We start from the raw sequence: 21,652 nt of genomic DNA, 5'->3' as shown, positions 1-21,652 counted from the left end.
GTTGCACCGAGAGTGATGTTGGTCATCAGGCCGTGGCATGCGGGATAATGGCTTCCGATCAATGCGTTCGATACCGGCGGTGGACGGACTGCCGGTGCGTAGCTGAGCGGTTGCAGGAAGGGGAACGAGCATGGCGGCCATGAAGCCGCGGACGGGTGACGGCCCGCTCGAAGTCACCAAAGAGGGGCGGGGCATCATCATGCGCGTTCCGCTCGAAGGCGGCGGACGCCTTGTGGTGGAGCTCACGCCTGACGAGGCCGACGCCCTCGGCGAGGCCCTGAAGAAGGCCTGCGGCTGACCGCAGCAGGTGCTCGCCATCTCCTGGAGATGTGCTGCCGGGCCCGGGTACGACCGTCGTGTCGGCCCGGGCCCCGTACTTTTCCGGGCCGCCCGGGAACGTTGCCCGCCGGGCCCCGCGGACCGGCGGGGAACCGGGAGGCGGGCCGTCAGCGCTTCACGGCGCAGAGCAGCCCGTCCGAGACCGGCAGCAGCGCGGGCAGCAGTGCCTCGCTCTCCCGGACGGCCTGGACCAGGTCCCGCACCGACTGCGTCTGCGGGTCCTGCAGTTCCGGCTCGGCCAGCCGGCCCTCCTGGAACACGCCCTCGAAGCAGACCATCCCGCCCGGCCGCAGCAGCCGCAGCGACTCCGCCAGGTACTCCCGGGACTCCGCCGGGTCACCGTCGCAGAACACCAGGTCGTACTGGCCGTCCGCGAGCCGCGGCAGCACCTCCAGCGCCCGGCCCGGTATGAACCGCGACCGGTTGGCCGCGAACCCGGCCGCCTGGTAGGCCTCCTTCGCCAACTGCTGGCGCACCGGCTCGGAGTCGACGGTGGTGAGCACCCCGTCCGGCCGCATCCCGCGCAGCAGGTACACCCCGGAGACGCCCGTCCCGGTGCCGATCTCGGCCACCGCCTTGGCGTCCAGCGCGGCGGCCAGCAGCCGCAGGCACGCGCCGCCACTGGGGCCGATCGCCCTGATCCCGGTCCGCGCGGACTGCGCCCGGGCGTAGGTCAGCACCGCGTCCTCGCCGACGTAGGTGTCGGCGAGGGCCGCGCGCGCGGGCCCGAACTCGCTGATGGCTGCCTCTTTCGGAGCCCCGGGTGACGGCCCGGCGCCGAGCGGATGTCGATATTTCCTGCCACAGATTACTGTCCGGACGGGAACCGCGTACGGCGGCGGGCCGTTGGTGGAGCAGGGACCGGGTGAACGGGACGTCCCGGAGACCCTCCGGGACCGGCATCCGGGCCGGGTGGTCCCGGACACTTCTTATCCGGGCTTGACGGGCGAGGTGGATATGGTGGTGGCCCTGCTGGGCAGAAGAGCCGACCGAGGAGGTGTGGCCGAGGGCGACGTCCCTGTGCGGCGGCACCCCCGCGGCACCGCGTCGACCCGTACGCCGAAGCCCGTGATGAACCAGCCTGCGCACTCCACCCTGGACCAGCCGGCCCCCGCGCCCGAGGCGCGCGCCGCCGGCACCGCCGAGGCCCCCGCCCTCGCGACCTTCGCCGAGGGCCCCGACGCGCAGACCTGGACTCCGCCCAGCTGGGAGGAGATCGTCGAGGCCCACAGCGCCCGCGTCTACCGTCTCGCCTACCGCCTGACGGGCAACCAGCACGATGCCGAGGACCTCACCCAGGAGGTCTTCGTCCGGGTGTTCCGCTCGCTGTCCACCTACACCCCCGGCACGTTCGAGGGCTGGCTGCACCGGATCACCACCAACCTCTTCCTGGACATGGTCCGCCGCCGCCAGCGCATCCGCTTCGACGCGCTCGGCGAGGACGCGGCCGAGCGCCTCGCCTCCCGCGAGCCCAGCCCGGCCCAGCACTTCAGCGACACCCACTTCGACGCCGACGTCCAGCAGGCGCTGGACACCCTGGCGCCCGAGTTCCGTGCCGCCGTCGTCCTCTGCGACATCGAGGGCCTCTCCTACGAGGAGATCGCGGCCACGCTCGGCGTCAAGCTCGGCACCGTCCGCAGCCGCATCCACCGCGGCCGCTCGCACCTGCGCGCCGCGCTCAAGCACCGCGCCCCCGGCTCGGCCCCCGGCCGTGAGCGCCGCGGCGGCGGAGCCGAGGAGCAGCCGGTGCCGGTCGGCGCCGCCGCCGGCGGGGCCGCGGTCGCGCCGGGCGGGCGCGGACGGAGGCGATCGTGAGCGGAACCGGCCGATCGGGGCCGGGCCACCCGGAGACGCCCGGCCGTACCGCCGCCCGCCGGGGCGGCTGGCCCACCCTGGGCCGACGGGGCCAGGACGGCCCGGCCGCCGACGCCGCGCCGCACCCGGCGCCCGCGGGTGAGCCGGCGCTGCGGGCCGTCGCCGTGCGGGCCGTCGAGCCCGCCGCCGAGGAGCACCACCTCGGGGAGCGGCTGTCCGCCTTCCTCGACGGCGAACTCGGCCACGACTCGCGCGACCGCGTGCAGGCCCATCTGGCGACCTGTCCGCAGTGTCTCGCCGAGGCCGACGAGGGCCGCGCCGTCAAGCACCTGCTGACCCGCACCGGCACGCCCGGCCCGTCCTCCGCGCTGATGGCCCGGCTGATGGCCGTCGGCGCGCTCCCGGAGGACGAACAGCCGCCGCGCGGCGACCGCTCCCACCGGGACGACGACGACCTGCCCGGCGGCGGCGTCACGGCCGCCGGCACGCTCGGCGGCAGCCGGCTGGACGGCGGCTCGTTCGGCCGCGGCGCCGGGGCCTCCTTCGGCGCGGGCGCGCTCGGCGCCGACGCTCCGGTGCCCGGCGTCGACCCCCGCGCGTTCGGCCGCGGCTCGGTGCTGCGCCCGCTGATCGGACGGCGCTCGCCGCGCCCCGACGCCCCCGTCCAGCCGCTGGCGGCGGCCGCGGCCGCCCCGGTGGTCCGGCAGGCCCCGGCGCGTGGGCGGCGCTTCGTGTTCGCCGCGGCCGGCGCCTTCTCGGTCGCCGCGGTGACGCTCGGCGGCGTCGGCAACATCGCCGGCCCGGGGGACGACCAGCACGGCACCACGGTCAGCCCGGCGGGCGGCGGCCGGGGCGGGATGGTCCCGATGAACGCCCAGGTACCGGCGGTGGACCTGCCGCTGCGCCCGGTGGCGGTCACCCGGGGCACGTCGCCGTACGAGCTCCCCGAGCGTTCGCCGAGCTCCGGCGTCGCCGGTCTGCACCAGGAGAACAGATAGGCCCCCGGAGGCACTCGCGGCCCTGATCATCGGCGGGTCTTCACCACGGCTTCATCACATCGGGGGTCATGGACCCGTCGGCGGCCATTACGCTGTGAGGAGCGTTTGTCCGATCCGATCGCGAGCTTAGGGAGCTTTGGTGTTCAGCGACGTGGGCACACTGGAGATCCTGACCCTGGTCATCATGGCCATCGTGATCTTCGGTCCGGACAAGCTGCCGAAGCTGATCCAGGACACCATGGGCTTCATCCGGAAGATCCGGTCCTTCGCGGACACCGCGAAGGAGGACATCCGCAGCGAGCTGGGTCCGGAGTTCAAGGACTTCGAGTTCGAGGACCTCAACCCGAAGACCTTCGTGCGCAAGCAGCTGATGGGCGGCGACGAGGACCCGCTGGGCCTCAAGGACATGCGGGACACCCTCGACATCCGCTCGGTGCTGGACGACAAGCCGGCCGCCCCGGTGAACGGCACCGGCCGCACGGGCAGCGTCTCCTTCGACAAGCCCGCCGCCGCCCCGGCCCCCGCCGCGGCCGGCGCCCCGCTCGCCCCCGGCGAGCGCCCCCCGTTCGACCCCGACGCGACGTAGCCCGCCGCCCGCCTCCGGGGCGAGGAATCAGGGCGCCGACCCGACGGTTGAGCGGGGCTCCGGCGCACGCGCCGCTATTGTGCTGATTGTTCCCGCTGTGCCGTCTGTCACTTTCCGGTCCCGCCCGGGCCGAAGACGCTCGGCGGGGACGCCGCGGTGCGCCACGATGGGAGCGCGCCACGGCAGGCAAACGTCGTTTGAGGAGGCCCCGGGGATGGACGCGACGAGTCAGGCGGTCGGGACGGCCACGGCCGGCGGACCCGTGGTCGGCGGACAGGCCGGCCCGGCGGACCCGCTGGTGCCGTACCTGTCCGCGGACTTCCGCTGGTACGGCCTGGACGAGGGCTGGAGCGGCCGCCGCTTCCTGCTGCCGAGCGGCTTCGGCGGCCCGCGGGCCGGCGCCCACGGCACCGTCGACTACGGCAGCCTCGGCCACGGCGAGGAGCCGGCCCGCCAGTTCGAGCCGCGCGACGTGCGGAAGTTCGCCGTCGTCGTCACCGTCGCCCGCCGGGAGAGCCGCCGCAGCGCCGACAACACCGGCACCCTGGAGGCGACGTCCGCCTCCTCCGCCGCCTGGCTGGCGGGCTCCGGCCTGCTCGCCGCCACCTGGCCGGCCCAGCTGGACCGCGCGCGGCGCCAGGACTGGCTGGACCAGCAGTCCACGCTCGCCTGGGACCTCGCCGACGACCTGGAGGGCCCCGGCTGGTCCACCCTCAGCCTCCCGGTGAACGGCCTGCCGCAGCCGTTCCGCTACCGCGAGTCCGAGTACGGCTGGGTGCTCGCCGGCGAGGCCCCCGGCGTCCTGCTCGGCGCCTACGGCCGCGGCGTCAGCGCCTACGGCGCCGGCTTCACCGCCGTCCCCGACCTGACCGCCTACACCCGCCCGTAGGGCCCCCGCAACGCCCGCAGGGGCCCGCCGGAGGAGATCCGGCGGGCCCCTGCGGGCTTCGGCTGGTGCCGCGTCAGAACTTGTTCTTCGGGGTGAGGCCGAGGGAGAGGCCCGAGAGGCCGCGCTGGCGGCCGCCGAGCTTGCCGGCGATGGCGCGCAGGGTGGCGCCGGCGGGGGAGTCGGGGTCGGCCAGGACGACCGGGCGGCCGTCGTCGCCGCCCTCGCGCAGGCGGACGTCGATCGGGATCGAGCCGAGCACCGGGACGGTGGCGCCGACGGTGCGGGTGAGCGCGTCCGCGACGGTCTGGCCGCCGCCGGTGCCGAAGACGTCGATCATCTCGTCGCAGTGCGGGCACGGCATGCCGGACATGTTCTCGATCACGCCGACGATCTTCTGGTGGGTCTGCACCGCGATGGTGCCGGCCCGCTCGGCGACCTCGGCGGCGGCCATCTGCGGGGTGGTGACGATGAGGATCTCGGCGTTGGGGACCAGCTGGGCCACCGAGATCGCGATGTCGCCGGTGCCGGGCGGCAGGTCCAGCAGCAGGACGTCCAGGTCGCCCCAGTACACGTCGGCCAGGAACTGCTGCAGCGCGCGGTGCAGCATCGGGCCGCGCCAGACCACCGGGGTGTTGCCCGGGGTGAACATGCCGATCGAGATGACCTTCACGCCGTTCGCCTGCGGCGGCATGATCATGTCCTGGACCTGGGTGGGCTGGCCCTCGACGCCGAGCATGCGCGGCACGCTGTGGCCGTAGATGTCGGCGTCCACCACGGCGACCTTCAGGCCGTCCGCGGCCATCGCCGCCGCCAGGTTGACGGTCACCGAGGACTTGCCGACGCCGCCCTTGCCGGAGGCGACCGCGTAGACGCGGGTCAGCGTGCCGGGCTTGGCGAACGGGATCTCCCGCTCGGGGGCGCCGCCGCGCAGCAGCTGGGAGAGCTCCTTGCGCTGCTCGTCGCTCATCACGTCGAGCTCGACCTCGACGCCGGTCACGCCGGGGACGCGGCCGACGGCCTCGCGGACCCGGGTGACGATGGTGTCGCGCATCGGGCAGCCCGAGACGGTCAGGTAGACCGCGACCCGCACGGCGCCGCCCTCGCCGATCTCGACCGATTTCACCATGCCGATCTCGGTGATCGGGCGGTTGATCTCCGGGTCGTTGACGGTCGCCAGCGCCTGGCGCACGGACTCCTCCGTGGCGCCGGTCGCGACCTCTGTCTCGTTGGCCATGCCTTGATGGTACGGCGCCGCGCGGGGTGCAGAACCGGTCGGTAGCGTGCTGCGGGTCACAGCATCTCGGGCGCCTCCCGGCGCTCGTCGATCTCCTTGAGTAGCGCCTGGAGTTCGGAGCGGACGAAGTCGCGGGTGGCGACCTCGCCGAGGCCCTGGCGCAGGGCTGCGACCTCGCGCGTCAGGTACTCGGTGTCGGCGATGTTGCGGTCGCTGCGGGCCCGGTCCTGCTCCATGTTGACGCGGTCCCGGTTGTCCTGCCGGTTCTGCGCCAGCAGGATCAGCGGCGCCGCGTAGGAGGCCTGGAGGGAGAGCATCAGGGTCAGGAAGATGAAGGGGTAGTCGTCGAACCGGGCGGCGTCGGGCAGCAGGGTGTTCCAGGCGACCCAGAGGATGATCACCACCGTCATCCAGACGATGAACCGGCCGGTGCCGAGGAAGCGGGCGATCCGCTCGGAGAGCTTGCCGAAGGCCTCCGGGTCGTAGGACGGCAGGGTGATCAGCCCGGGCCGGGCGGTGCGCGGCTGGTCGAGCCGGCTGCGGGGGGCCGGGCCGGTCGCGGGGGCCTCGGTGCGGCGGTCCCGGGCGCCCTCGCGGGCGCGCAGTTCGCGCAGCTGGCGCAGTTGCCGCAGCTCGCCCTGGAGCCGCTGGCGCGGGGACTCGTCCCGCCGGCCCTTGCGGTCAGCGTCCACCGGCCGCCTCCCTCTCGTCGCTCTCCTCGGCGGGTCCGCCGTGCAGCGCGGCCTCCCGCCAGTCCTCCGGCAGCAGGTGGTCGAGCACGTCGTCCACGGTGACCGCGCCGACCAGGTGGTCCGCGTCGTCGACGACCGGCGCGGCGACCATGTTGTAGGTCGCCAGGTAGCTGGTGATCAGCGACAGCGGGGTGTCCGGCGGCAGCGGGTCGAGGTCGTCGTCGACCAGTGAGCCGACCAGGGTGTACGGGGGCTCGCGCAGCAGCCGCTGGAAGTGCACGGTGCCCAGGTACTTGCCGGTCGGGGTCTCGTTGGGCGGGCGGCAGACGAAGACCTGCGCGGCGAGGGCCGGCTTGTGGTCGGAGACCCGCACCCGGGCCAGCGCCTCGGCCACCGTGGCGTCCGGCTCCAGGACGATCGGCTCGGTGGTCATCAGGCCGCCGGCGGTGTTCTCCTCGTAGGTCAGCAGCCGGCGCACCGGCTCGGCCTCGTCCGGCTCCATCAGCTGGAGCAGCCGCTCCGCCTCGTCGCCGGGCAGCTCGGAGAGCAGGTCGGCGGCATCGTCCGGGTCCATCGCCTCCAGGATGTCGGCGGCCCGTTCGTCCTTCAGCTTGCCGATGATCTCGACCTGGTCGTCCTCGGGCAGCTCCTCCAGGACGTCGGCGAGCCGTTCGTCGTCGAGCGCGGCGGCGACCTCGGCGCGGCGCTTGGCGGACAGGTGGTGCATCACGCTGGCGAGGTCGGCGGCGCGCAGCTGGTCGAAGGTGGCGAGCAGGTTGGCGGCGCCCTGGTTCTCCTCGGGGAGGGTGAAGCCGGTGACGTCCTGCCAGTCCAGGGTGAGCGTCTCGCCGCGCGCCTTGCGCAGCCGGCCGACCCGGCCGACCTGCACGAAGACCTTGCCGATCTGCCACTCGCGCAGCCGGGTCTGGGTCATCGCGACGTCCAGGACGGTGACGTCCTGGCCGGTCTTGGTCCAGGTGACGGTGCGGTCCAGCAGTTCGGCGAGGACGAGCGTCTCGGCGGGGCGCTGTTCGAAGCGGCGCATGTTGATCACGCCGGTGGTGATCACCTGGCCGGACTCCAGGCTGGTCACCCTGGTCATCGGCAGGAAGATCCGGCGCCGGCCGACCACCTCCGCCACCAGGCCGAGCACCCGGGGCGGGCGGCCGCCGAGGCGCAGGGTGACCACGACGTCCCGGACCCGGCCGACCTGGTCGCCGTTCGGGTCGAAGACGGCGATGCCGGACAGGTGCGAGATGAAGACCCGGTTGCCTGGCCCTGCCATGGACTTCTGGACTCCCTCGCCTCGCTCGACGCCTGGTCGGGCGCGCGGGCACGCCCCGCGGCCAAGGCTACTCGGGCATTCCCGCCCGGGCTCGGTGAAACCGGGCGAATCGGTCGGCGGGGTCGGGGGGCCGGGGGTCGCGGGGGTGAGGGGAGGGGGCGTCAGCCCTTGCGGCGCTTCAGCAGCAGCTTCGGCAGACCGGCCGGGACCGGGCGGCGGGTGGTGGCCGGGGTGGGCATCGGGGCCGCGACGTGCGAGTCCTGCGGCATCGCGCCGGGCCGCTCGGCGAGTTCGGCGCCCGCCGAACCGGCCGGCTCCAGCCGCAGCACCCGGCACTCCCGGGCCCAGCGGTCGGCGATGGTGTCGGTGTCGGGCGCGTTCAGCCGCTTGCCCTTCAGCTCCTCGACGGCGCCCAGCCAGGCCTCGCCGCCCGGCGCCAGCTCGACCACGCGGGCCGGCCAGCCGGTGAGCCGGCCGCCCTTGTCCTTGCTGCGCACGGTCACCGTCGCGCCCGCGCCGCCGGCCAGCCCGTGCAGCGGCTGCTCGGCGCCGTCGCCGACCACCACCACCGCGCCGTCGTGCCAGGCGTGCCAGAGCGCCCGCGCGTGCTCCTGGCCGTCCGCCCGGACCCAGAGCAGACCGGACTTCTTCGCGGCCTCCTCCAGCAGGGCCCGGTCGAGGAAGTCGTCGGCGGTCGCGGCTGCGGCAGGCGTACGGTCCATGGCGCACAGCGTACGGCCTGCGCCGGCCGGGCGAGGGTCCGCGGTTCGGTCGACAGTTCCGTGGACGGCGCACGGGCCTTACGGTAGGAGCCGCCCCGCACCGCCGACCCGAGGAGCGCCGTGCCCGCCGCCCGGCCCGAGACCGCCGCGCCCGCCGCGACCGCCCCCGCCCCAGGCCCCGCCCCGGCCTCCGCCCCGGCCTCCGCCCCGGCGTCCGTCGCACCGGCCGGCCCCGTGCACCCGCTGCCCAGGACGGACCTGCTGCTGCTCGCCGTCTCCGTCGCGGGCATCTCGCTCTCCGCCCCGCTGATCAGCGCCACCGCCGCGCCCGCCCTGGCCATCGCCTTCTGGCGCAACCTCATGTCGGTCGGCGTGCTCGGCCCCTGGGCGCTGCTGCGCCACCGCGCCGAACTGCGCGCCGTCTCCCGCCGCGCGCTGCTGCTGGCCATGGCGGCCGGTGCCCTGCTCGCCGTCCACTTCGCGCTCTGGATGCCCAGCCTGCGGATGACCTCGGTGGCCTCCGCGACCGCCCTGGTCACCACCACCCCGCTGTGGACCATCGTGCTGATGCGGCTGCTCGGGGTGCGGGCGCCCCGGATGGTGTGGCTCGGCACCGCGGTGGCCTTCGCCGGTGTCCTGGTGCTCACCGGCGTCGACCTCTCGCTCTCGTCCCGCGCCCTGGCCGGTGACGCCCTCGCGCTCGCCGCCGGGCTCGCCGCCGCCGGGTACATGCTGCTCGGCGCCGAGGTCCGGCGCACCGTCAGCACCACCGCGTACACGCTGGTCTGCTACGCCACCACGGCGGTCGTGCTGCTGGTGGTCTGCCTGGCCGCCGGGACGCCGCTGTCCGGCTGGCCCGCCGGGGCCTGGTGGCAGATCGTGCTGCTGATGGTCACCGCCCAGCTGCTCGGCCACTCGCTCAGCAACCGGGTGGTGCGCAGCCTCGGTCCTTCGGTGACCTCGACCGCGATCCTGCTGGAGACCCCGGGCGCCGCGCTGATCGCCGCGCTCTGGCTCGGCCAGTGGCCGCCGCTCGCCGCCTACCCGGCGGTGGTGCTGATCCTGGCCGGCCTGGTCCTGGTCGCCCGCGCCGACCGGCGGTAGCCGGACCGGGGGCAGGACCCGACCCGTCCTAGAGCCAGCCGTTGCGGCGGAAGCCCCGGTACATGCCGACGCAGATCAGCACCACGCTGCCGAGCACCATCGGGTAGCCGTACTTGTGGTGCAGCTCCGGCATGTACTCGAAGTTCATCCCGTACACGCCGGTGATCATGGTCGGCACGGCGAAGATCGCCGCCCAGGCGGTGATCTTGCGCATGTCCTCGTTCTGCGCCACCGACACCTGGGCCAGGTTGGCCTGGAGCAGCGAGTTCAGCAGCTCGTCGAAGCCGTGCACCTGCTCGGTGACCCGGGCCAGGTGGTCGGCGACGTCCCGGAAGTACTTCTGGATCTCCGGGTCGACCAGCCGCTGCAGCGGCTCCGACAGCTGCTGCATCGGCCGCAGCAGCGGCGCCACCGCCCGCTTGAACTCCAGCACCTCGCGCTTGAGCTGGTAGACCCGCCCGACGTCCGCGCCCCGCCCGCCCCGGTTGGAGAAGACCTCGAACTCGATCTCGTCCACGTCGTTCTGCAACTGGTCCGCGACCAGCAGGTAGTTGTCCACCACGTGGTCGGCGATCGCGTGCAGCACCGCCGACGGGCCCTTGGCGAGCAGCCCCGAGCCGTCCGCGTCGGCCTCCAGCCGGTGCCGCAGCTCCTTCAGCGAACTGTGCCCGCCGTGCCGCACGGTGATGACGAAGTCCCGCCCGGCGAACACCATCAGCTCGCCGGTCTCGACCACCTCGCTGGTCGGGGTCAGCTGGTCGTGGTCGACGTACCGGATCGTCCTGAAGACCGCGAACAGCACGTCGTCGTAGCGCTCGACCTTCGGGCGCTGGTGCGCGTGCACCGCGTCCTCGACCGCCAGCGGGTGCAGCCCGAAGCGCTGGGCGATGCCCTCGAACTCCGCCTCGGTCGGCTCGTGCAGCCCGATCCAGCTGAACGATCCTTCACCGTCCGGCAGTTGCTTCGACGCCTTGACCAGCCGGGCCGCCTCGCGCGGGCTGCACGTCTCGCCGTGCCGCTTGCCGTGCTGGTAGACGGCGCAGTCCACCACCGCCGACGGGGTCTCGCCCGGGTGGATGGAATCGAACAGGGCCGCGGAGCGGCGGCGGTTGGTGCGGACGGCTGCGCGCAGGCTGTTGATCATCGACATGGCTGGCTCCCTTGGGCAGGAACCGCCGCACGACGGCGTGATGACGGACGGCCGCGGTGCGACGGCGGAGGAACACCGATGGACTCCGGCGCCCACGGCCGTCCCTGGGTGCCTTGCCGGGGCACGGGGGAACGGAACGGCCGGACGTCGGTGGGGTGCTCTCCCGGCCGGACCGGAGCTCCGCCGTGCGTCCGCACGGGAAGGGCTGGGGTCCGCGGTGCTGGGGAGGAGGCCGGCGCTTGCCGTGGCCTCTCAGGCCCGCTGTTTCAGCCCGCGCGCCGAGGGGTACGGGGAAGGCGATCGGGCCGGGTAGAGCTGCCGGTACTGCATGGTCGGCTGGTATCCACCGCAACCACCTCCTTCGCGCCGCTGCCCCGTGGGACGGGGATCCCCGGTAGCCAGTCGCTCACACTAACACCCGAGCCGCCTTTGCCGCGCCCGCGTTCACGTAAAGGCCGTGCCAACTGCCCGCGGTGCGCGGGTTACGCTCACCGGCATGGCCCACGACTTCCCGCTCTTCGGCGACCCCTCCGGCGGCAGCCCGCACGGCCCCTCCCGCGCGGCGGCGCTGGCCGCCGTCGAGGCCCGGCTGCTCACCGTCTTCGGCGAGCCGAGCGGTCGCGCCGCCGTCACCTTCCTCGGCGCCGACCGCATCGAGGTGCTGCGCTTCGGCCCCGACGCGGAGGGCCTGGTCCGCTACGCCACCCTCGGGATGTCCGCCGCGCCGATGGCCGACCCGGCCGCGGCGGTGGTCGACCAGGTCCGCGGCCCGCGCGCCGAACTGGTCCTGACGATCCGCGGCGGGCGTGACAGCGTGCTCCGGTCGCTGGCCACCTTCGCCGCGGCGCCCCAGGTGGAGGGCCTGGTGGTGGCCCCCGGCGGTTCGCTGGACCTCGGCGCCCCGCTCTGGGACGGCGCGCCGTTCACCTCCGTCCTGGCCGCCGAACCCGGCGGACTGGTGGAGGACGTGGAGCTGGACGAGCCGGCCGACCCGGTCCGCTTCCTGCCGCTGCTGCCGATGACGCCCAACGAGGCGGGCTGGAAGCGGGTGCACGGCGCGGCGGCCCTCCAGGAGCGCTGGCTCCAGCACGGCACCGACCTGCGCGACCCGCAGCGCCGGGGCGTCCGGCTGGACTGACCCGGCGTCAGGGGTCCTGACGTCACGGACTCGGCGTCACGGCACACACGGCGACACGGTCCCCGCCGTCACGGCACACGGCCTCCGGTGGTGTTCAGCCGCCGATCGGCTTGGCACCGGTCGCCTGGTCCACGAGTGCCTCGTAGACGGCCGGGTCGGTGGTGTTCTCGCCGAGCCGGACGGTCTTGCGGGCGCCGTGGTAGTCGCTGGACCCGGTGGTCAGCAGCCCCAACTCGGCGGCCAGGCCGCGCAGGTGCTCCCGGGTGGGTTCGTCGTGGTCGACGTGGTCGACCTCCAGCGCGGCCAGCCCGGCCGCCGCGAGGTCGGCGATGACCCGGTCGGAGACGGTCCGCCCGCGCTTGACCGCCCCCGGGTGGGCGAAGACCGGCACCCCGCCGGCGTCCCGGACCAGCCGGACCGCCGTCACCGGGTCGGTCTCGTGCTTGCGGACGTCCGCCCGCCCGCCGTTGGCCAGCCACTGCGCGGTGAACGCGTCCGACACCGAGGCCACCACGCCCGCCTCCACCAGCGCGCTGGCGATGTGCGGACGGCCCACCGAGCCCTCCCCGGCGATCCGCCGCACCTGCTCCCAGCTGATGTCCGCGCCCAGTTCGCGGCAGCGCTCGACGATCGCCCGCCCGCGCCGGAAGCGGTCGGTGCGCACCAGTTCGCGCTCCGCCGCGAAGGCGGGCTCGGCCGGGTCGAAGAGGTAGGCGAGCAGGTGCATCGAGATGCCGTCGACCACGCAGGACAGCTCCGCGCCGGGGACCAGCGTCAGCCGGGTGCCGGGCGGCAGCGCGTGCACCGCGTCGGCCGCCTCGGTGTGGCCCGCCACCGTGTCGTGGTCGGTCAGCGCCACCACGTCCAGCCCGGCCCCGACGGCCGCCGCGACCAGTTCGGCCGGGCTGTCCGTGCCGTCGGAGGCGTTGCTGTGGGCGTGGAGGTCGATGCGCACGGGTGGTGCTCCCTCGGGGGTCGGCGCCGGGCGGCGCTGGCGCCGGCACGGCCTGCCGGCGGGGTGACGCCCAGGATAGTGCGACGGGCCCGGGGCAGGGTCAGCCCAGCAGACGGGGGGAGAGGGCCCCGCAGGGCAGCAGGTCCAGCTCCGCGCCGGCCTCCCGCAGGTCGGTCAGCACCAGTTCGTCGTACATCACCAGCGCCGACTGCTCCGGCCAGGCCACCGCCCAGAGCCAGAGGCCGCGCGCCTCGCCGACGAACACCGCGCGGTCCGCCGGCGCGTCCGGCACGTGGAACATCGGCGTCGGCCGGCCGGCCGCCATCAGCTTGGCGTCGGCGGGCTTGTAGAGGCCGACGGAATCGCCCGGGTCGGGCCCGGACAGGCCCGCGTACCGGGCACCGAGCCCCACGCCCAGTTCCTCGGCGACCAGCACCAGTTCGCCGAAACCGCCCAGCGGCGCCGGCCCGGAGCAGGCGACGGCGGTGGCGCGGGCGCCCGAGACGTCGTCGCCGACGTGCGCGATCCCGGTGTACAGCCAGCCGACCGGCAGCGGCCAGGGCATCCAGACGGGGACCTGGGAGCGGGCGACGGCGACGCCGAGGGCCTCCACGCTCGGGGGCAGCACCGGCTGCATCGGGTGCACGGCGCCGTGCCGGTCGCACTGCCACGTGTCTGAGAACAGACCGGGGGCGCGGACCCGACCGGCGCACCTCGGGCAGCTGGGCTCGCCCCTCATAGCCGTCAACGCTCCTCCCTCCGGACCGCCGCGTCAAGGACGATCACCCGTACGGAGGGCGGTTCGGCGGCACCTGTCGGTGGCGGGTGCCCGCGCGGCGCGGGGTGGGCGCGGTGCGGGCGGCTCCTGTTGGGAAATGTCCAGCGGGGGGCGGCGGCAAACGTGGGCGGCGCACGCCGGGGCGGGGCGGCGTGCGGGCCCGGACACGCTGACGCCCCGTTGTCGCTGGTGCGATGACGGGGCGTCAGTCGGGTATCGGAACGTCCGGGTCGGACGGGCCGGGCTCGTCGGCGGCGGGGGAGTGCTCGGGCTCCCGGGGGCCGCGCCCGGTCAGACGGTCGGGCACGGACGGATGAGCAGGCGTTCGCCGGTGCGGGCGGCGGCCTGGACGAGCTCGCGGACGGTCTCCGCGTCGGCGATGAGGGGGTCGGCGGCGGTGCCGTGGGCGTCGTCCAGTCGGAGGATCTCGAAGCGCATGGGCCTGTCCTTTCCTGGCCCCGTCGGGCGGGGCGGTCGTGGCTGAGTCGGGATCAGCCTCGTCGGGGTCGGTCGGGTCGAGTCGTCGACCGTCCGTTGTCGTGGCAAAGAGGGCTCCCCCCTGCTCGCCAGTGGCGCGTGGCCCCTCGTGAACCACGCTGCGGTGGCGCTGCTACCGGGTCGTTGCCCGTCCGTGAAGTCCTGGTTTCGGATGGATCGCGTCGACGGAACGCCGACGGCACTGTCGACGATGTTTCCAGGACCGAATCAAATATTACCGCAACTAACGAATTTTGTCGCCCCCCTTGTACCAGGAGTCGGCGGGAGACGTCGAGGCGGGGGCCCGATGCCGGCCCGGAAGGGCCCGCGGATCAGCCCCAGAGGTCCAGCAGGGCCGCGGCGGTGGCGGCCGGCCGCTCGGCGTTGGGGGAGTGCCCGGCGCCGTCCACCACCACCCGGCGGGCGCCCAGCCGGTGCGCCATCGCGGTCTGCTCCGGCACCGGCCACGCGTAGTCCCGCACCCCGGAGACCACCAGGGCGGGGAGGCCGGCGGCGACCACGGCGGCCAGCTCGTCCGCCCGGTCCGGCGCGGCGACCAGGTGGCCGCCGGTGGTGATCAGCGCCTGCGGCACGTTCGCCAGCCAGCGGCGGTGCAGGAACCCGGCCACCTCGGGGGAGGGGCGGCGGGCGCGGTCCCCGCCGCCCTCCTCCATCTCCTGCATCACCTGCCAGATCTCCTCCATGCCCATGGTGGGCAGGACGCCGATCAGCAGCCGGGTCCGCTCCGCCTCGGCCGGGTCGATCGCCCCGGGGCCGGTGGACATCAGCGTCAGCGACGCCCACGGCAGCTCCGCGCCGTCCGCGGCCTCGGCCAGCACCGCTTCGCGGACCACGTGGCCGCCGAAGGAGTGGCCCAGCAGGTGCAGCGGGCCGGTGGCGTCCTCGGCCCGCAGCGCGGCGGTGAGCGCCCGCACGTCCGCGCCCAGCGCGGCCACCGTGTAGGCGGCCGGGTCCTGCGGTCCGCCGGTCTCGTACTGCCCGCGCTGGTCGACGGCGGTCACCCGGTAGCCGGCCGCGGCGAGCGGCTCCAGCAGCGCGATGAAGTCCTCCTTGCTGCCGGTGAAGCCGGGCACCAGCAGCGCCGAGCCGCGCACCGTCCCGGCCGGGTCCGCCCGCAGCGCCGCGAACTCCCCGCGCGCCGTCACCACCCGCAGCGCACGGGCACAGGGCGGGAGGGTGAGGAACGGCGGCGTGCTCATGGACGGACCTCCGGCGACCGGCGCGAACGGGCAGGTGGCCCCGAGCTTAGGCGTCGCGCGGGAACGCCGAAGGGGCGGCCCGGGAGTCCGGGCCGCCCCTTCGCGGGAACGCGGATCAGCTCTCCGGGGTCGCCTCGGCGGCGGCCGCCGGGCGGCGGGTGCGGGTGCGGGTGCGCTTCGGCTTCTCGGCGGCCGGGGCCTCGGCGGCGGCCGGGGCGGCCTCCGCCGGGGCGGCGGTCACGGTCTCGGCCGGGGTCTCGGCCTTCGCCCGCGAACGGGTGCGGGTGCGCTTCGGCTTCTCCTCGGCCGGGGCCTCGGCGGCGGCCGGCTCGACGACGGCGGCCTCCGCGACGGCGGTGGCGACGGCCTCGGCGGCCGCGCCCTCGCCCGACGCCGAACCGCGCGAGCGGCGACGGCGGCGGCGCGGCGCCGACTCGCCCTCGGCGCCCTCGACGGCGGTGCCGGCCGGAGCCTGCGGCGCGACGGGCGCGACGGGCGCCCCCTCGACGGCGTCCACGACCCCGTCGAGGGAGGCACCCCGGCGGGTGCGCCGGCGCTCACGGGGCTTGCGGGCCGGCTTCTCCTCGGCCGCGGCCGGCTCGGCGGCCGCGGGGCGGGCGGAGCCGCCCCCCCCGCCGCGCCCGCGGCCACCGGAGCGCGAACCGCGCCCGCCGGTCTCGCCGAGGTCCTCGACCTCCTCCGCGCCGAGCCCGGCACGGGTCCGCTCCGAGCGCGGCAGGATCCCCTTGGTCCCCGGCGCGATCTTCAGCAGCTCGTACAGGTGCGGCGAGGTGGAGTAGGTCTCCTCCGGCTCGTTGAACGGCAGGTCCAGCGCCTTGTTGATCAGCTGCCAGCGCGGGATGTCGTCCCAGTCGACCAGGGTGACGGCGGTGCCCGAGGCGCCGGCCCGGCCGGTGCGGCCGATCCGGTGCAGGTAGGTCTTCTCGTCCTCGGGGCACTGGTAGTTGATCACGTGCGTGACGCCCTCGACGTCGATGCCGCGGGCCGCGACGTCGGTGCAGACCAGCACGTCGACCTTGCCGTTGCGGAACGCCCGCAGCGCCTGCTCACGGGCGCCCTGGCCGAGGTCGCCGTGCACCGCGCCGGCCGCGAAGCCGCGCTGGGTCAGCTGGTCGGCGACGTCGGCGGCGGTCCGCTTGGTGCGGCAGAAGATCATCGCCAGCCCGCGGCCCTCGGCCTGGAGGATGCGCGAGACCATCTCCACCTTGTCCAGCGAGTGGGCGCGGAAGATGTGCTGCTCGATGTTGGCGACGGTGGTGCCGGTGTCGTCCGGCGCGGCGGCGCGGATGTGCGTCGGCTGGCTCATGTACCGGCGGGCGAGGCTGATGACCTGGCCCGGCATGGTCGCCGAGAACAGCAGGGTCTGCCGCTTGGCCGGCAGCATGGTGATGATCTTCTCGACGTCCGGCAGGAAGCCGAGGTCGAGCATCTCGTCGGCCTCGTCCAGGACCAGCGAGCGGACCTTGGAGAGGTTCAGCTTCTTCTGGCCGGCCAGGTCGAGCAGACGGCCGGGGGTGCCGACGACGATGTCGACGCCCTTCTTCAGTGCCTCGACCTGCGGCTCGTAGGCCCGGCCGCCGTAGACGGCGAGCACGCGCACGTCGCGGACCTTGCCGGCGGTCTGCAGGTCGTTGGTGACCTGGGTGCACAGCTCGCGGGTCGGCACGACGATGAGCGCCTGCGGGCAGTCGGAGAGGTCCTCCTCCTGCGCGCGCCCGGCGTCGACGTCGGCCCGCACGACGACCCGCTCGATCAGCGGGAGGCCGAAGCCGAGGGTCTTGCCGGTGCCGGTCTTGGCCTGGCCGATGACGTCGTGGCCGGTCAGCGCGACCGGCAGGGTCATCTCCTGGATCGGGAAGGGATGGACGATGCCGACGGACTCCAGGGCCTCGGCGGTCTCCGGGAGGATCCCCAGGTCCCGGAAGGTCGTCTTCGTGGGTTCAGCGGTGGTGGACAGGGTGCTGCCTCTTCCGTGTGGAGGGGCCGAGAGCGAGCGGCGGGCGGGCAGCCGCGCGGCTGCGTACGGGCCTGGACGGCCCCGAATACAGCTGCGCGGACGCACAACCGCGCCGGTCCCTGCGGCCGGCCGGTGCGCGCGGCCCGGTCAAGGGGGCGCGTCGCCGGCGGCGTCGGGGAGGATTCCCGTGAGGGACCTGCGCGGGACCTGCGCCGGCTGGCGCGGTCTCGGCGGCCCTCGCTCGGCCACTGATGCGGTGCCAAGGCTTGAAGTCCAAGCCCTGGTCGGAGCCGATCGGCTCTCCGACCGGGCATCCGCGTACGTTGAGTACCCGGCTTCCGCGCGGCACGTCCTTCGGGGACGGAGTCGCTGCGGAGCGGGCTTGCCCGGCACACCGAGACGGCGGTGACACCGTGCGAGCACGACGGGCCTCCGTACCACCATACAGTCACCCGACGACTCGAACACGTGACGCGGACGACATCGCAGGTCGGAGGGGTGGAAGAGGTGTCCCGGGACGGACCGGCACTAAGGTGGCGGGTCATGGAGAACCGTGGTGAGACGCAGGACGACGTGGCGGCCGGCTCGATCGGCGACTGGGCCGCCTGCTCGGCCGATCCGGGCTACCGGGCCGCCGTACTGGACCTGCTCGGCGCCCTCGCGTACGGCGAGCTGAGCGCCTTCGAGCGGCTCGCCGAGGACGCCAAGCTCGCTCCCGACCTGGCCGACAAGGCGGCGCTGGCCCGGATGGCCAGCGCCGAGTTCCAGCACTACCAGCGGCTGCACGACCGGCTCGCCGAGATCGGCGCCGACCCGCAGGAGGCGATGCGGCCGTTCGTCGAGCCGCTGGAGCTCTTCCACCGGATGACCGCGCCCTCGGACTGGCTGGAGGGCCTGGTCAAGGCCTACGTCGGCGACGCCATCGCGACCGACTTCTACCGCGAGGTGGCCGTCCGGCTCGACGACGACACCCGTGACCTGGTCCTCGGCGTCATGTCCGACACCGGGCACGCGCAGTTCGCCGTCGACAAGGTCCGCCGGGCCATCGAGGCCGACCCGCGGGCCGGCGGCCGGCTCGCCCTGTGGGGCCGGCGGCTGATGGGCGAGGCGCTCAGCCAGGCGCAGCGGGTGGTCGCCGAGCGCGACGCGCTGTCCAACCTGCTGGTCGGCGGCGTCCGGGTGCAGGGCTTCGACCTGGTCGAGGTCGGCAAGATGTTCAACCGGATCACCGAGGCGCACACCCGGCGGATGGCGGCGCTCGGCCTGGCCTCCTGACCCGGCTCCCGGTCCCCGGCGGCCGCCCCCGGCGGGCCGCTCAGGCGTGCCGGTGGCGCCGGTGCGTGCCCGTCCGGTGGGCGCCCGCCCGGGACGGGCGGTGGCGGTGCGCCGGCGCCCGTCCGGCGGCCAGGTCGGGCCGGGCCAGCACCGAGGTGAGCAGGGCCGAGGCGACCGCCGAGACGGCGATGCTCGCCGCCGGGTACCGGCCGTCCAGGGCGAAGTGCGCGATCACCCCGGCGAGCAGCGCCGAGACCAGGGCCGTGGCCGGCACCAGCGCCCGCGCGTCCCGGAAGTGGGCGGGCCAGGACAGCAGCGCGGCGGCGCCGACGACCACGCCGACGAGCGCGAAGGCGAACGTCTCGACCAGCAAGGATGCCTCCCCGGGGTACGGGCGCCCGGCGCGGCCGGTCGCACTGTCGCCGTACCCCCGCCGCCCCGGCCGTACACCCCGCCCCACCCGCCCCCGGGAACGACGGTGCCCCGTCCCCTCGGCCGAGGGGACGGGGCACCGGGCGAGGCCCGTGGCTCAGAGCGTGCCGAAGCCGACCTTGCGCGCGGCGGGCTCGCCGATCTCCACGTACGCCAGGCGGTCGGCCGGGACGATGATGCGACGGCCGTGCTCGTCGCTCAGGGAGAAGAGCTTCTCGGTGCCCTCCAGCGCCTTCGCGACCGCGTTCTGGACCTCATCGGCAGTCTGCGAGCTCTCGATCACGATCTCGCGGGGCGCGTTCTGCACGCCGATCTTGACCTCCACGGCTTCCGTCCCTCCGGGTTGCAGCCATCCACGCGCGGTCACCGCACCGCCTGGGACAAGCGGGCCCGGCGACCGCGCCGTACGGCTTCACCTTAGAGCACCGGATCGGCACCCCGGCGAAGATCCACGGGTCACCGGCCGGCGGCGGGGGCCTACGGGGCGTCGGTGCTCGGGTGCATCGGGAAGCCCTTGAGCCCGCGCCACGCCAGGCTGGCGACCAGCCGGACCGCCTCGTCGCGGGGGATCTCCAGACCCTGCGACAGCCAGTACCGGGCGGTGATCTGCGCCAGGCCGCAGACACCCGCGGCCAGCAGCTTGGACTCCGCCTCCGGCAGGTCGGTGTCCTCCTGGATCACCTTGCTGACCAGCGTCGCACTGGCCTCGGCGGCCCGCTCGACCCGCTCCCGCACGGCCGGCTCGTTGGTCAGGTCCGACTCGAAGACCAGCCGGAAGGCGCCCGACTCGCTGGAGACGTAGTTGAAGTACGCCTCCATCGTCGCGGCCACCCGCAGCTTGTTGTCGGTCGTCGTCTCCAGCGCCTCCCGGGTGGAGTCGACCAGGGCGTCGCAGTGCTTGTCCAGCAGCGCCAGGTAGAGCTCCAGCTTCCCGGGGAAGTGCTGGTAGAGGACCGGCTTGCTCACCCCGGCACGGTCGGCGATGTCGTCCATGGCGGCCGCGTGGTAACCCTGCGCGACGAACACCTCCTGGGCGGCACCGAGCAGTTGTTCACGGCGGGCGCTTCGCGGCAGGCGGGCACCGCGCGGGCGCTCCTGCGCCTCCTGGATGGCCGTCACGGCGCTCCTCATTTCACGGGTTCGTACGGGGTCGGCAAGACGACCGATTCTACTTTCGGGTAACCGCGTTCGCGCTTGCCGGGCGCGATAAAACCGGCGGCCCCCCTTGTCAGGTGCCCACAATACGGCGCCCACCACGGCCGTCGGCAGTGCTGCGCACCGGTCAAAGGGGAACCCCGCGGCGCCGTGCCGCCCCTGGGCCGCGGCGGCAGCGGCTCACTACCATCGTCCCCCATGGACAGCGCTGAGCAGCAGATACTCCCGGAACCGGCCGCCCTGGCACCGCTGCGCACCGTCGAGGTCGCCGGCACGGCCCTGGCCGTGCACCGGCCCGCCGGGGACCCCGCCCCGGGCGGCGGACGGGAAGCGGCGCTGTTCGTGCACGGGCTCGGCGGCTCGGCCGCCAACTGGACGGAGCTGATGGCCCGGCTCGCCGGGCAGCTCGACGGCGAGGCCCTCGACCTCCCCGGCTTCGGCGACTCCGCCCCGCCCGCCGACGGCAACCTCGGCCTCTCCGGGCACGTGCGCGCCGTCATCGGCTACCTGGAGGCCACCGGCCGCGGCCCCGTCCACCTCTTCGGCAACTCGCTCGGCGGGGCCGTCGCCGTCCGCCTCGCCGCGCTGCGCCCCGACCTCGTCCGCAGCCTCACCCTGGTCTCGCCCGCCCTGCCCGAACTGCCCCCGCAGCGCACCGCCTGGTCCACCGGACTGCTCGCCGTCCCCGGCCTGCCCGCGCTGCTGCGCCGGCTGCCCGCCGGCCGGCGCGGCCCCGAGCAGGTCACCGACGACCTGCTGCGGCTCGTCTACGGCGACCCCGGCCGCCTCTCCGCGGCCGCCCGTGCCGAGGCGCTCGCCCAGTACCGGCGGCGCGTCGGGCTGCCCCACGCGATGCCGGCACTGGCCGGCTCGGCGCGCGGCATCGTCTCCGCCTACACCGAACGCGGCGACCAGGCGCTCTGGCGGCAGGCCGCCCGGGTGAAGGCCCCCGTCCTGCTGGTCTACGGGCTGCGCGACAAGCTCGTCGCCTACCGCTCCGCCCGCCGGGCCTGCGCCGCCTTCGCCGACTCCCGGCTGCTGGTGCTCCCGGAATCCGGGCACGTCGCCATGATGGAGCACCCCGACGCCGTGGCCCGCGCGGTGCGCGAACTGCTCGGGCGGGCCTGACCCCGGCGCCGCCGGCGCGGGGGTTCGACGGACACCCCGTGAGCGGCGGCCGTTAACGCGGCCATCGGGACGAGGTCACTCCGGTTCACTCGTTCAGGTGGCAGCCAGGCATGTGACCGATGGATTGCCCCGGGCCGGACCTACCTTTCTGCTGTCGGACCGAACAGGTGTGGGGGGAACCGCGCCCGCCGGCGAAGCCGGAGGGCGGCCGCGAGGGACGCCGGCGGCCGGTGGCGGCCGCGGGCCCGGCCGCGGTGCCTCCGGCGGAACGCCTCCCCCCGCCCCGGGCCGCCGCCGCCGAG

At 74.8% G+C, this 21,652-nt stretch carries 23 protein-coding genes; 9 read left to right on the top strand and 14 right to left on the bottom strand.

Annotated elements, in window-relative coordinates:
- Positions 1–130 precede the first annotated feature (130 nt).
- Positions 131–298 (top strand): DUF3117 domain-containing protein, encoded by a 168-nt coding sequence (locus ACFXAM_RS08270; protein WP_014137929.1) that lies wholly within the window; start codon positions 131–133, stop codon positions 296–298.
- Positions 299–446: 148 nt separating this feature from the next.
- Here the strand turns inward: ACFXAM_RS08270 and ACFXAM_RS08265 are convergent, their stop codons facing one another.
- Positions 447–1,079: an O-methyltransferase gene (locus ACFXAM_RS08265; protein WP_380288717.1), complete on the bottom strand. Its 633-nt coding sequence runs from the start codon at positions 1,077–1,079 to the stop codon at positions 447–449.
- Positions 1,080–1,410: 331 nt separating this feature from the next.
- Between ACFXAM_RS08265 and sigE the strand changes: the two genes are divergently transcribed.
- From sigE to ACFXAM_RS08245, 4 genes are all read left to right on the top strand, one after another.
- On the top strand, positions 1,411–2,154 hold the full coding sequence (sigE, locus tag ACFXAM_RS08260; RefSeq protein ID WP_380288715.1) for an RNA polymerase sigma factor SigE: 744 nt from the start codon (positions 1,411–1,413) through the stop codon (positions 2,152–2,154).
- Entirely contained in the window at positions 2,151–3,152 is a 1,002-nt protein-coding gene (locus ACFXAM_RS08255) for a zf-HC2 domain-containing protein (RefSeq protein ID WP_380288677.1), read from the top strand. Before sigE ends, ACFXAM_RS08255 begins: the two co-directional genes overlap by 4 nt.
- A gap of 139 nt (positions 3,153–3,291) precedes the next feature.
- Entirely contained in the window at positions 3,292–3,738 is a 447-nt protein-coding gene (locus ACFXAM_RS08250) for a sec-independent translocase (protein ID WP_380288675.1), read from the top strand.
- Between the two features lie 214 nt (positions 3,739–3,952).
- The gene (locus tag ACFXAM_RS08245) at positions 3,953–4,627 is read left to right on the top strand and encodes a hypothetical protein (RefSeq protein ID WP_380288673.1); all 675 of its coding nucleotides are present in this window, start codon (positions 3,953–3,955) and stop codon (positions 4,625–4,627) included.
- Positions 4,628–4,700: 73 nt separating this feature from the next.
- Here the strand turns inward: ACFXAM_RS08245 and ACFXAM_RS08240 are convergent, their stop codons facing one another.
- The 4 genes from ACFXAM_RS08240 to ACFXAM_RS08225 all read right to left on the bottom strand — a co-directional run bounded on the left by ACFXAM_RS08240 (position 4,701) and on the right by ACFXAM_RS08225 (position 8,560).
- On the bottom strand, positions 4,701–5,861 hold the full coding sequence (locus tag ACFXAM_RS08240) for an Mrp/NBP35 family ATP-binding protein (protein WP_380288671.1): 1,161 nt from the start codon (positions 5,859–5,861) through the stop codon (positions 4,701–4,703).
- A 56-nt stretch (positions 5,862–5,917) separates the two neighbouring features.
- Positions 5,918–6,466, bottom strand: coding sequence for a DUF1003 domain-containing protein (locus ACFXAM_RS08235; protein ID WP_380288713.1), 549 nt, complete (start codon positions 6,464–6,466; stop codon positions 5,918–5,920).
- Positions 6,467–6,542: 76 nt separating this feature from the next.
- Positions 6,543–7,838, bottom strand: a complete 1,296-nt coding sequence (locus ACFXAM_RS08230; protein WP_380288669.1) for a magnesium transporter MgtE N-terminal domain-containing protein — start codon at positions 7,836–7,838, stop codon at positions 6,543–6,545.
- 161 nt (positions 7,839–7,999) lie between these two features.
- Positions 8,000–8,560 (bottom strand): hypothetical protein, encoded by a 561-nt coding sequence (locus ACFXAM_RS08225; RefSeq protein WP_380288667.1) that lies wholly within the window; start codon positions 8,558–8,560, stop codon positions 8,000–8,002.
- A gap of 120 nt (positions 8,561–8,680) precedes the next feature.
- Here ACFXAM_RS08225 and ACFXAM_RS08220 point away from each other — a divergent pair, with 120 nt between their 5' ends.
- Positions 8,681–9,664 carry a DMT family transporter gene (locus tag ACFXAM_RS08220; protein ID WP_380288665.1) on the top strand — a complete coding sequence of 328 codons (984 nt, stop codon included), beginning with the start codon at positions 8,681–8,683 and terminating at the stop codon, positions 9,662–9,664.
- A gap of 28 nt (positions 9,665–9,692) precedes the next feature.
- Here ACFXAM_RS08220 and corA read toward each other — a convergent pair whose 3' ends face one another.
- Positions 9,693–10,814 (bottom strand): magnesium/cobalt transporter CorA, encoded by a 1,122-nt coding sequence (gene corA / locus ACFXAM_RS08215; RefSeq protein WP_380288663.1) that lies wholly within the window; start codon positions 10,812–10,814, stop codon positions 9,693–9,695.
- A 496-nt stretch (positions 10,815–11,310) separates the two neighbouring features.
- Here corA and ACFXAM_RS08210 point away from each other — a divergent pair, with 496 nt between their 5' ends.
- Entirely contained in the window at positions 11,311–11,952 is a 642-nt protein-coding gene (locus tag ACFXAM_RS08210) for a suppressor of fused domain protein (RefSeq protein ID WP_380288661.1), read from the top strand.
- A 94-nt stretch (positions 11,953–12,046) separates the two neighbouring features.
- Here ACFXAM_RS08210 and ACFXAM_RS08205 read toward each other — a convergent pair whose 3' ends face one another.
- The 5 genes from ACFXAM_RS08205 to ACFXAM_RS08185 form a co-directional block, all read right to left on the bottom strand.
- The gene (locus ACFXAM_RS08205; protein WP_380288659.1) at positions 12,047–12,907 is read right to left on the bottom strand and encodes a PHP domain-containing protein; all 861 of its coding nucleotides are present in this window, start codon (positions 12,905–12,907) and stop codon (positions 12,047–12,049) included.
- A gap of 100 nt (positions 12,908–13,007) precedes the next feature.
- Complete coding sequence (locus tag ACFXAM_RS08200; RefSeq protein ID WP_380288657.1) at positions 13,008–13,646, bottom strand: DUF6758 family protein; 639 nt, start codon at positions 13,644–13,646, stop codon at positions 13,008–13,010.
- Positions 13,647–13,976: 330 nt separating this feature from the next.
- Complete coding sequence (locus tag ACFXAM_RS08195; protein ID WP_380288655.1) at positions 13,977–14,123, bottom strand: hypothetical protein; 147 nt, start codon at positions 14,121–14,123, stop codon at positions 13,977–13,979.
- A gap of 371 nt (positions 14,124–14,494) precedes the next feature.
- Positions 14,495–15,382, bottom strand: a complete 888-nt coding sequence (locus tag ACFXAM_RS08190) for an alpha/beta fold hydrolase (protein ID WP_380288653.1) — start codon at positions 15,380–15,382, stop codon at positions 14,495–14,497.
- Between the two features lie 115 nt (positions 15,383–15,497).
- The gene (locus tag ACFXAM_RS08185) at positions 15,498–17,246 is read right to left on the bottom strand and encodes a DEAD/DEAH box helicase (protein ID WP_380288651.1); all 1,749 of its coding nucleotides are present in this window, start codon (positions 17,244–17,246) and stop codon (positions 15,498–15,500) included.
- Between the two features lie 657 nt (positions 17,247–17,903).
- On the opposite strand from ACFXAM_RS08185, the gene ACFXAM_RS08180 reads away from it, so the two are divergent.
- Positions 17,904–18,635: a ferritin-like fold-containing protein gene (locus tag ACFXAM_RS08180; RefSeq protein WP_380288649.1), complete on the top strand. Its 732-nt coding sequence runs from the start codon at positions 17,904–17,906 to the stop codon at positions 18,633–18,635.
- Positions 18,636–18,675: 40 nt separating this feature from the next.
- Here ACFXAM_RS08180 and ACFXAM_RS08175 read toward each other — a convergent pair whose 3' ends face one another.
- The 3 genes from ACFXAM_RS08175 to ACFXAM_RS08165 form a co-directional block, all read right to left on the bottom strand.
- The gene (locus ACFXAM_RS08175; protein ID WP_380288647.1) at positions 18,676–19,008 is read right to left on the bottom strand and encodes a hypothetical protein; all 333 of its coding nucleotides are present in this window, start codon (positions 19,006–19,008) and stop codon (positions 18,676–18,678) included.
- A 156-nt stretch (positions 19,009–19,164) separates the two neighbouring features.
- Positions 19,165–19,392 (bottom strand): DUF3107 domain-containing protein, encoded by a 228-nt coding sequence (locus ACFXAM_RS08170; RefSeq protein WP_380288645.1) that lies wholly within the window; start codon positions 19,390–19,392, stop codon positions 19,165–19,167.
- 152 nt (positions 19,393–19,544) lie between these two features.
- On the bottom strand, positions 19,545–20,186 hold the full coding sequence (locus tag ACFXAM_RS08165) for a TetR/AcrR family transcriptional regulator (protein WP_380288643.1): 642 nt from the start codon (positions 20,184–20,186) through the stop codon (positions 19,545–19,547).
- Between the two features lie 234 nt (positions 20,187–20,420).
- Here ACFXAM_RS08165 and ACFXAM_RS08160 point away from each other — a divergent pair, with 234 nt between their 5' ends.
- The gene (locus ACFXAM_RS08160; RefSeq protein ID WP_380288641.1) at positions 20,421–21,350 is read left to right on the top strand and encodes an alpha/beta fold hydrolase; all 930 of its coding nucleotides are present in this window, start codon (positions 20,421–20,423) and stop codon (positions 21,348–21,350) included.
- The last annotated feature ends 302 nt before the right edge of the window (positions 21,351–21,652 follow it).

Source organism: Kitasatospora sp. NPDC059462 (assembly GCF_042749955.1).
Lineage (GTDB): Bacteria > Actinomycetota > Actinomycetes > Streptomycetales > Streptomycetaceae > Kitasatospora.
The sequence above is the reverse complement of the archived record's forward strand: the minus strand, read 5'-3'. Positions and strand labels throughout refer to the sequence as shown.

Coding starts and splice junctions, on each gene's coding strand:
- ACFXAM_RS08270 (WP_014137929.1), top strand. CDS start 131: ATGGCGGCCATGAAGCCGCGGACGGGTGACGGCCCGCTCGAAGTCACC.
- sigE (WP_380288715.1), top strand. CDS start 1,411: ATGAACCAGCCTGCGCACTCCACCCTGGACCAGCCGGCCCCCGCGCCC.
- ACFXAM_RS08245 (WP_380288673.1), top strand. CDS start 3,953: ATGGACGCGACGAGTCAGGCGGTCGGGACGGCCACGGCCGGCGGACCC.
- ACFXAM_RS08240 (WP_380288671.1), bottom strand. CDS start 5,861: ATGGCCAACGAGACAGAGGTCGCGACCGGCGCCACGGAGGAGTCCGTG.
- ACFXAM_RS08230 (WP_380288669.1), bottom strand. CDS start 7,838: ATGGCAGGGCCAGGCAACCGGGTCTTCATCTCGCACCTGTCCGGCATC.
- ACFXAM_RS08225 (WP_380288667.1), bottom strand. CDS start 8,560: ATGGACCGTACGCCTGCCGCAGCCGCGACCGCCGACGACTTCCTCGAC.
- corA (WP_380288663.1), bottom strand. CDS start 10,814: ATGTCGATGATCAACAGCCTGCGCGCAGCCGTCCGCACCAACCGCCGC.
- ACFXAM_RS08210 (WP_380288661.1), top strand. CDS start 11,311: ATGGCCCACGACTTCCCGCTCTTCGGCGACCCCTCCGGCGGCAGCCCG.
- ACFXAM_RS08200 (WP_380288657.1), bottom strand. CDS start 13,646: ATGAGGGGCGAGCCCAGCTGCCCGAGGTGCGCCGGTCGGGTCCGCGCC.
- ACFXAM_RS08195 (WP_380288655.1), bottom strand. CDS start 14,123: ATGCGCTTCGAGATCCTCCGACTGGACGACGCCCACGGCACCGCCGCC.
- ACFXAM_RS08190 (WP_380288653.1), bottom strand. CDS start 15,382: ATGAGCACGCCGCCGTTCCTCACCCTCCCGCCCTGTGCCCGTGCGCTG.
- ACFXAM_RS08185 (WP_380288651.1), bottom strand. CDS start 17,246: ATGACCCTGCCGGTCGCGCTGACCGGCCACGACGTCATCGGCCAGGCC.
- ACFXAM_RS08180 (WP_380288649.1), top strand. CDS start 17,904: ATGGAGAACCGTGGTGAGACGCAGGACGACGTGGCGGCCGGCTCGATC.
- ACFXAM_RS08160 (WP_380288641.1), top strand. CDS start 20,421: ATGGACAGCGCTGAGCAGCAGATACTCCCGGAACCGGCCGCCCTGGCA.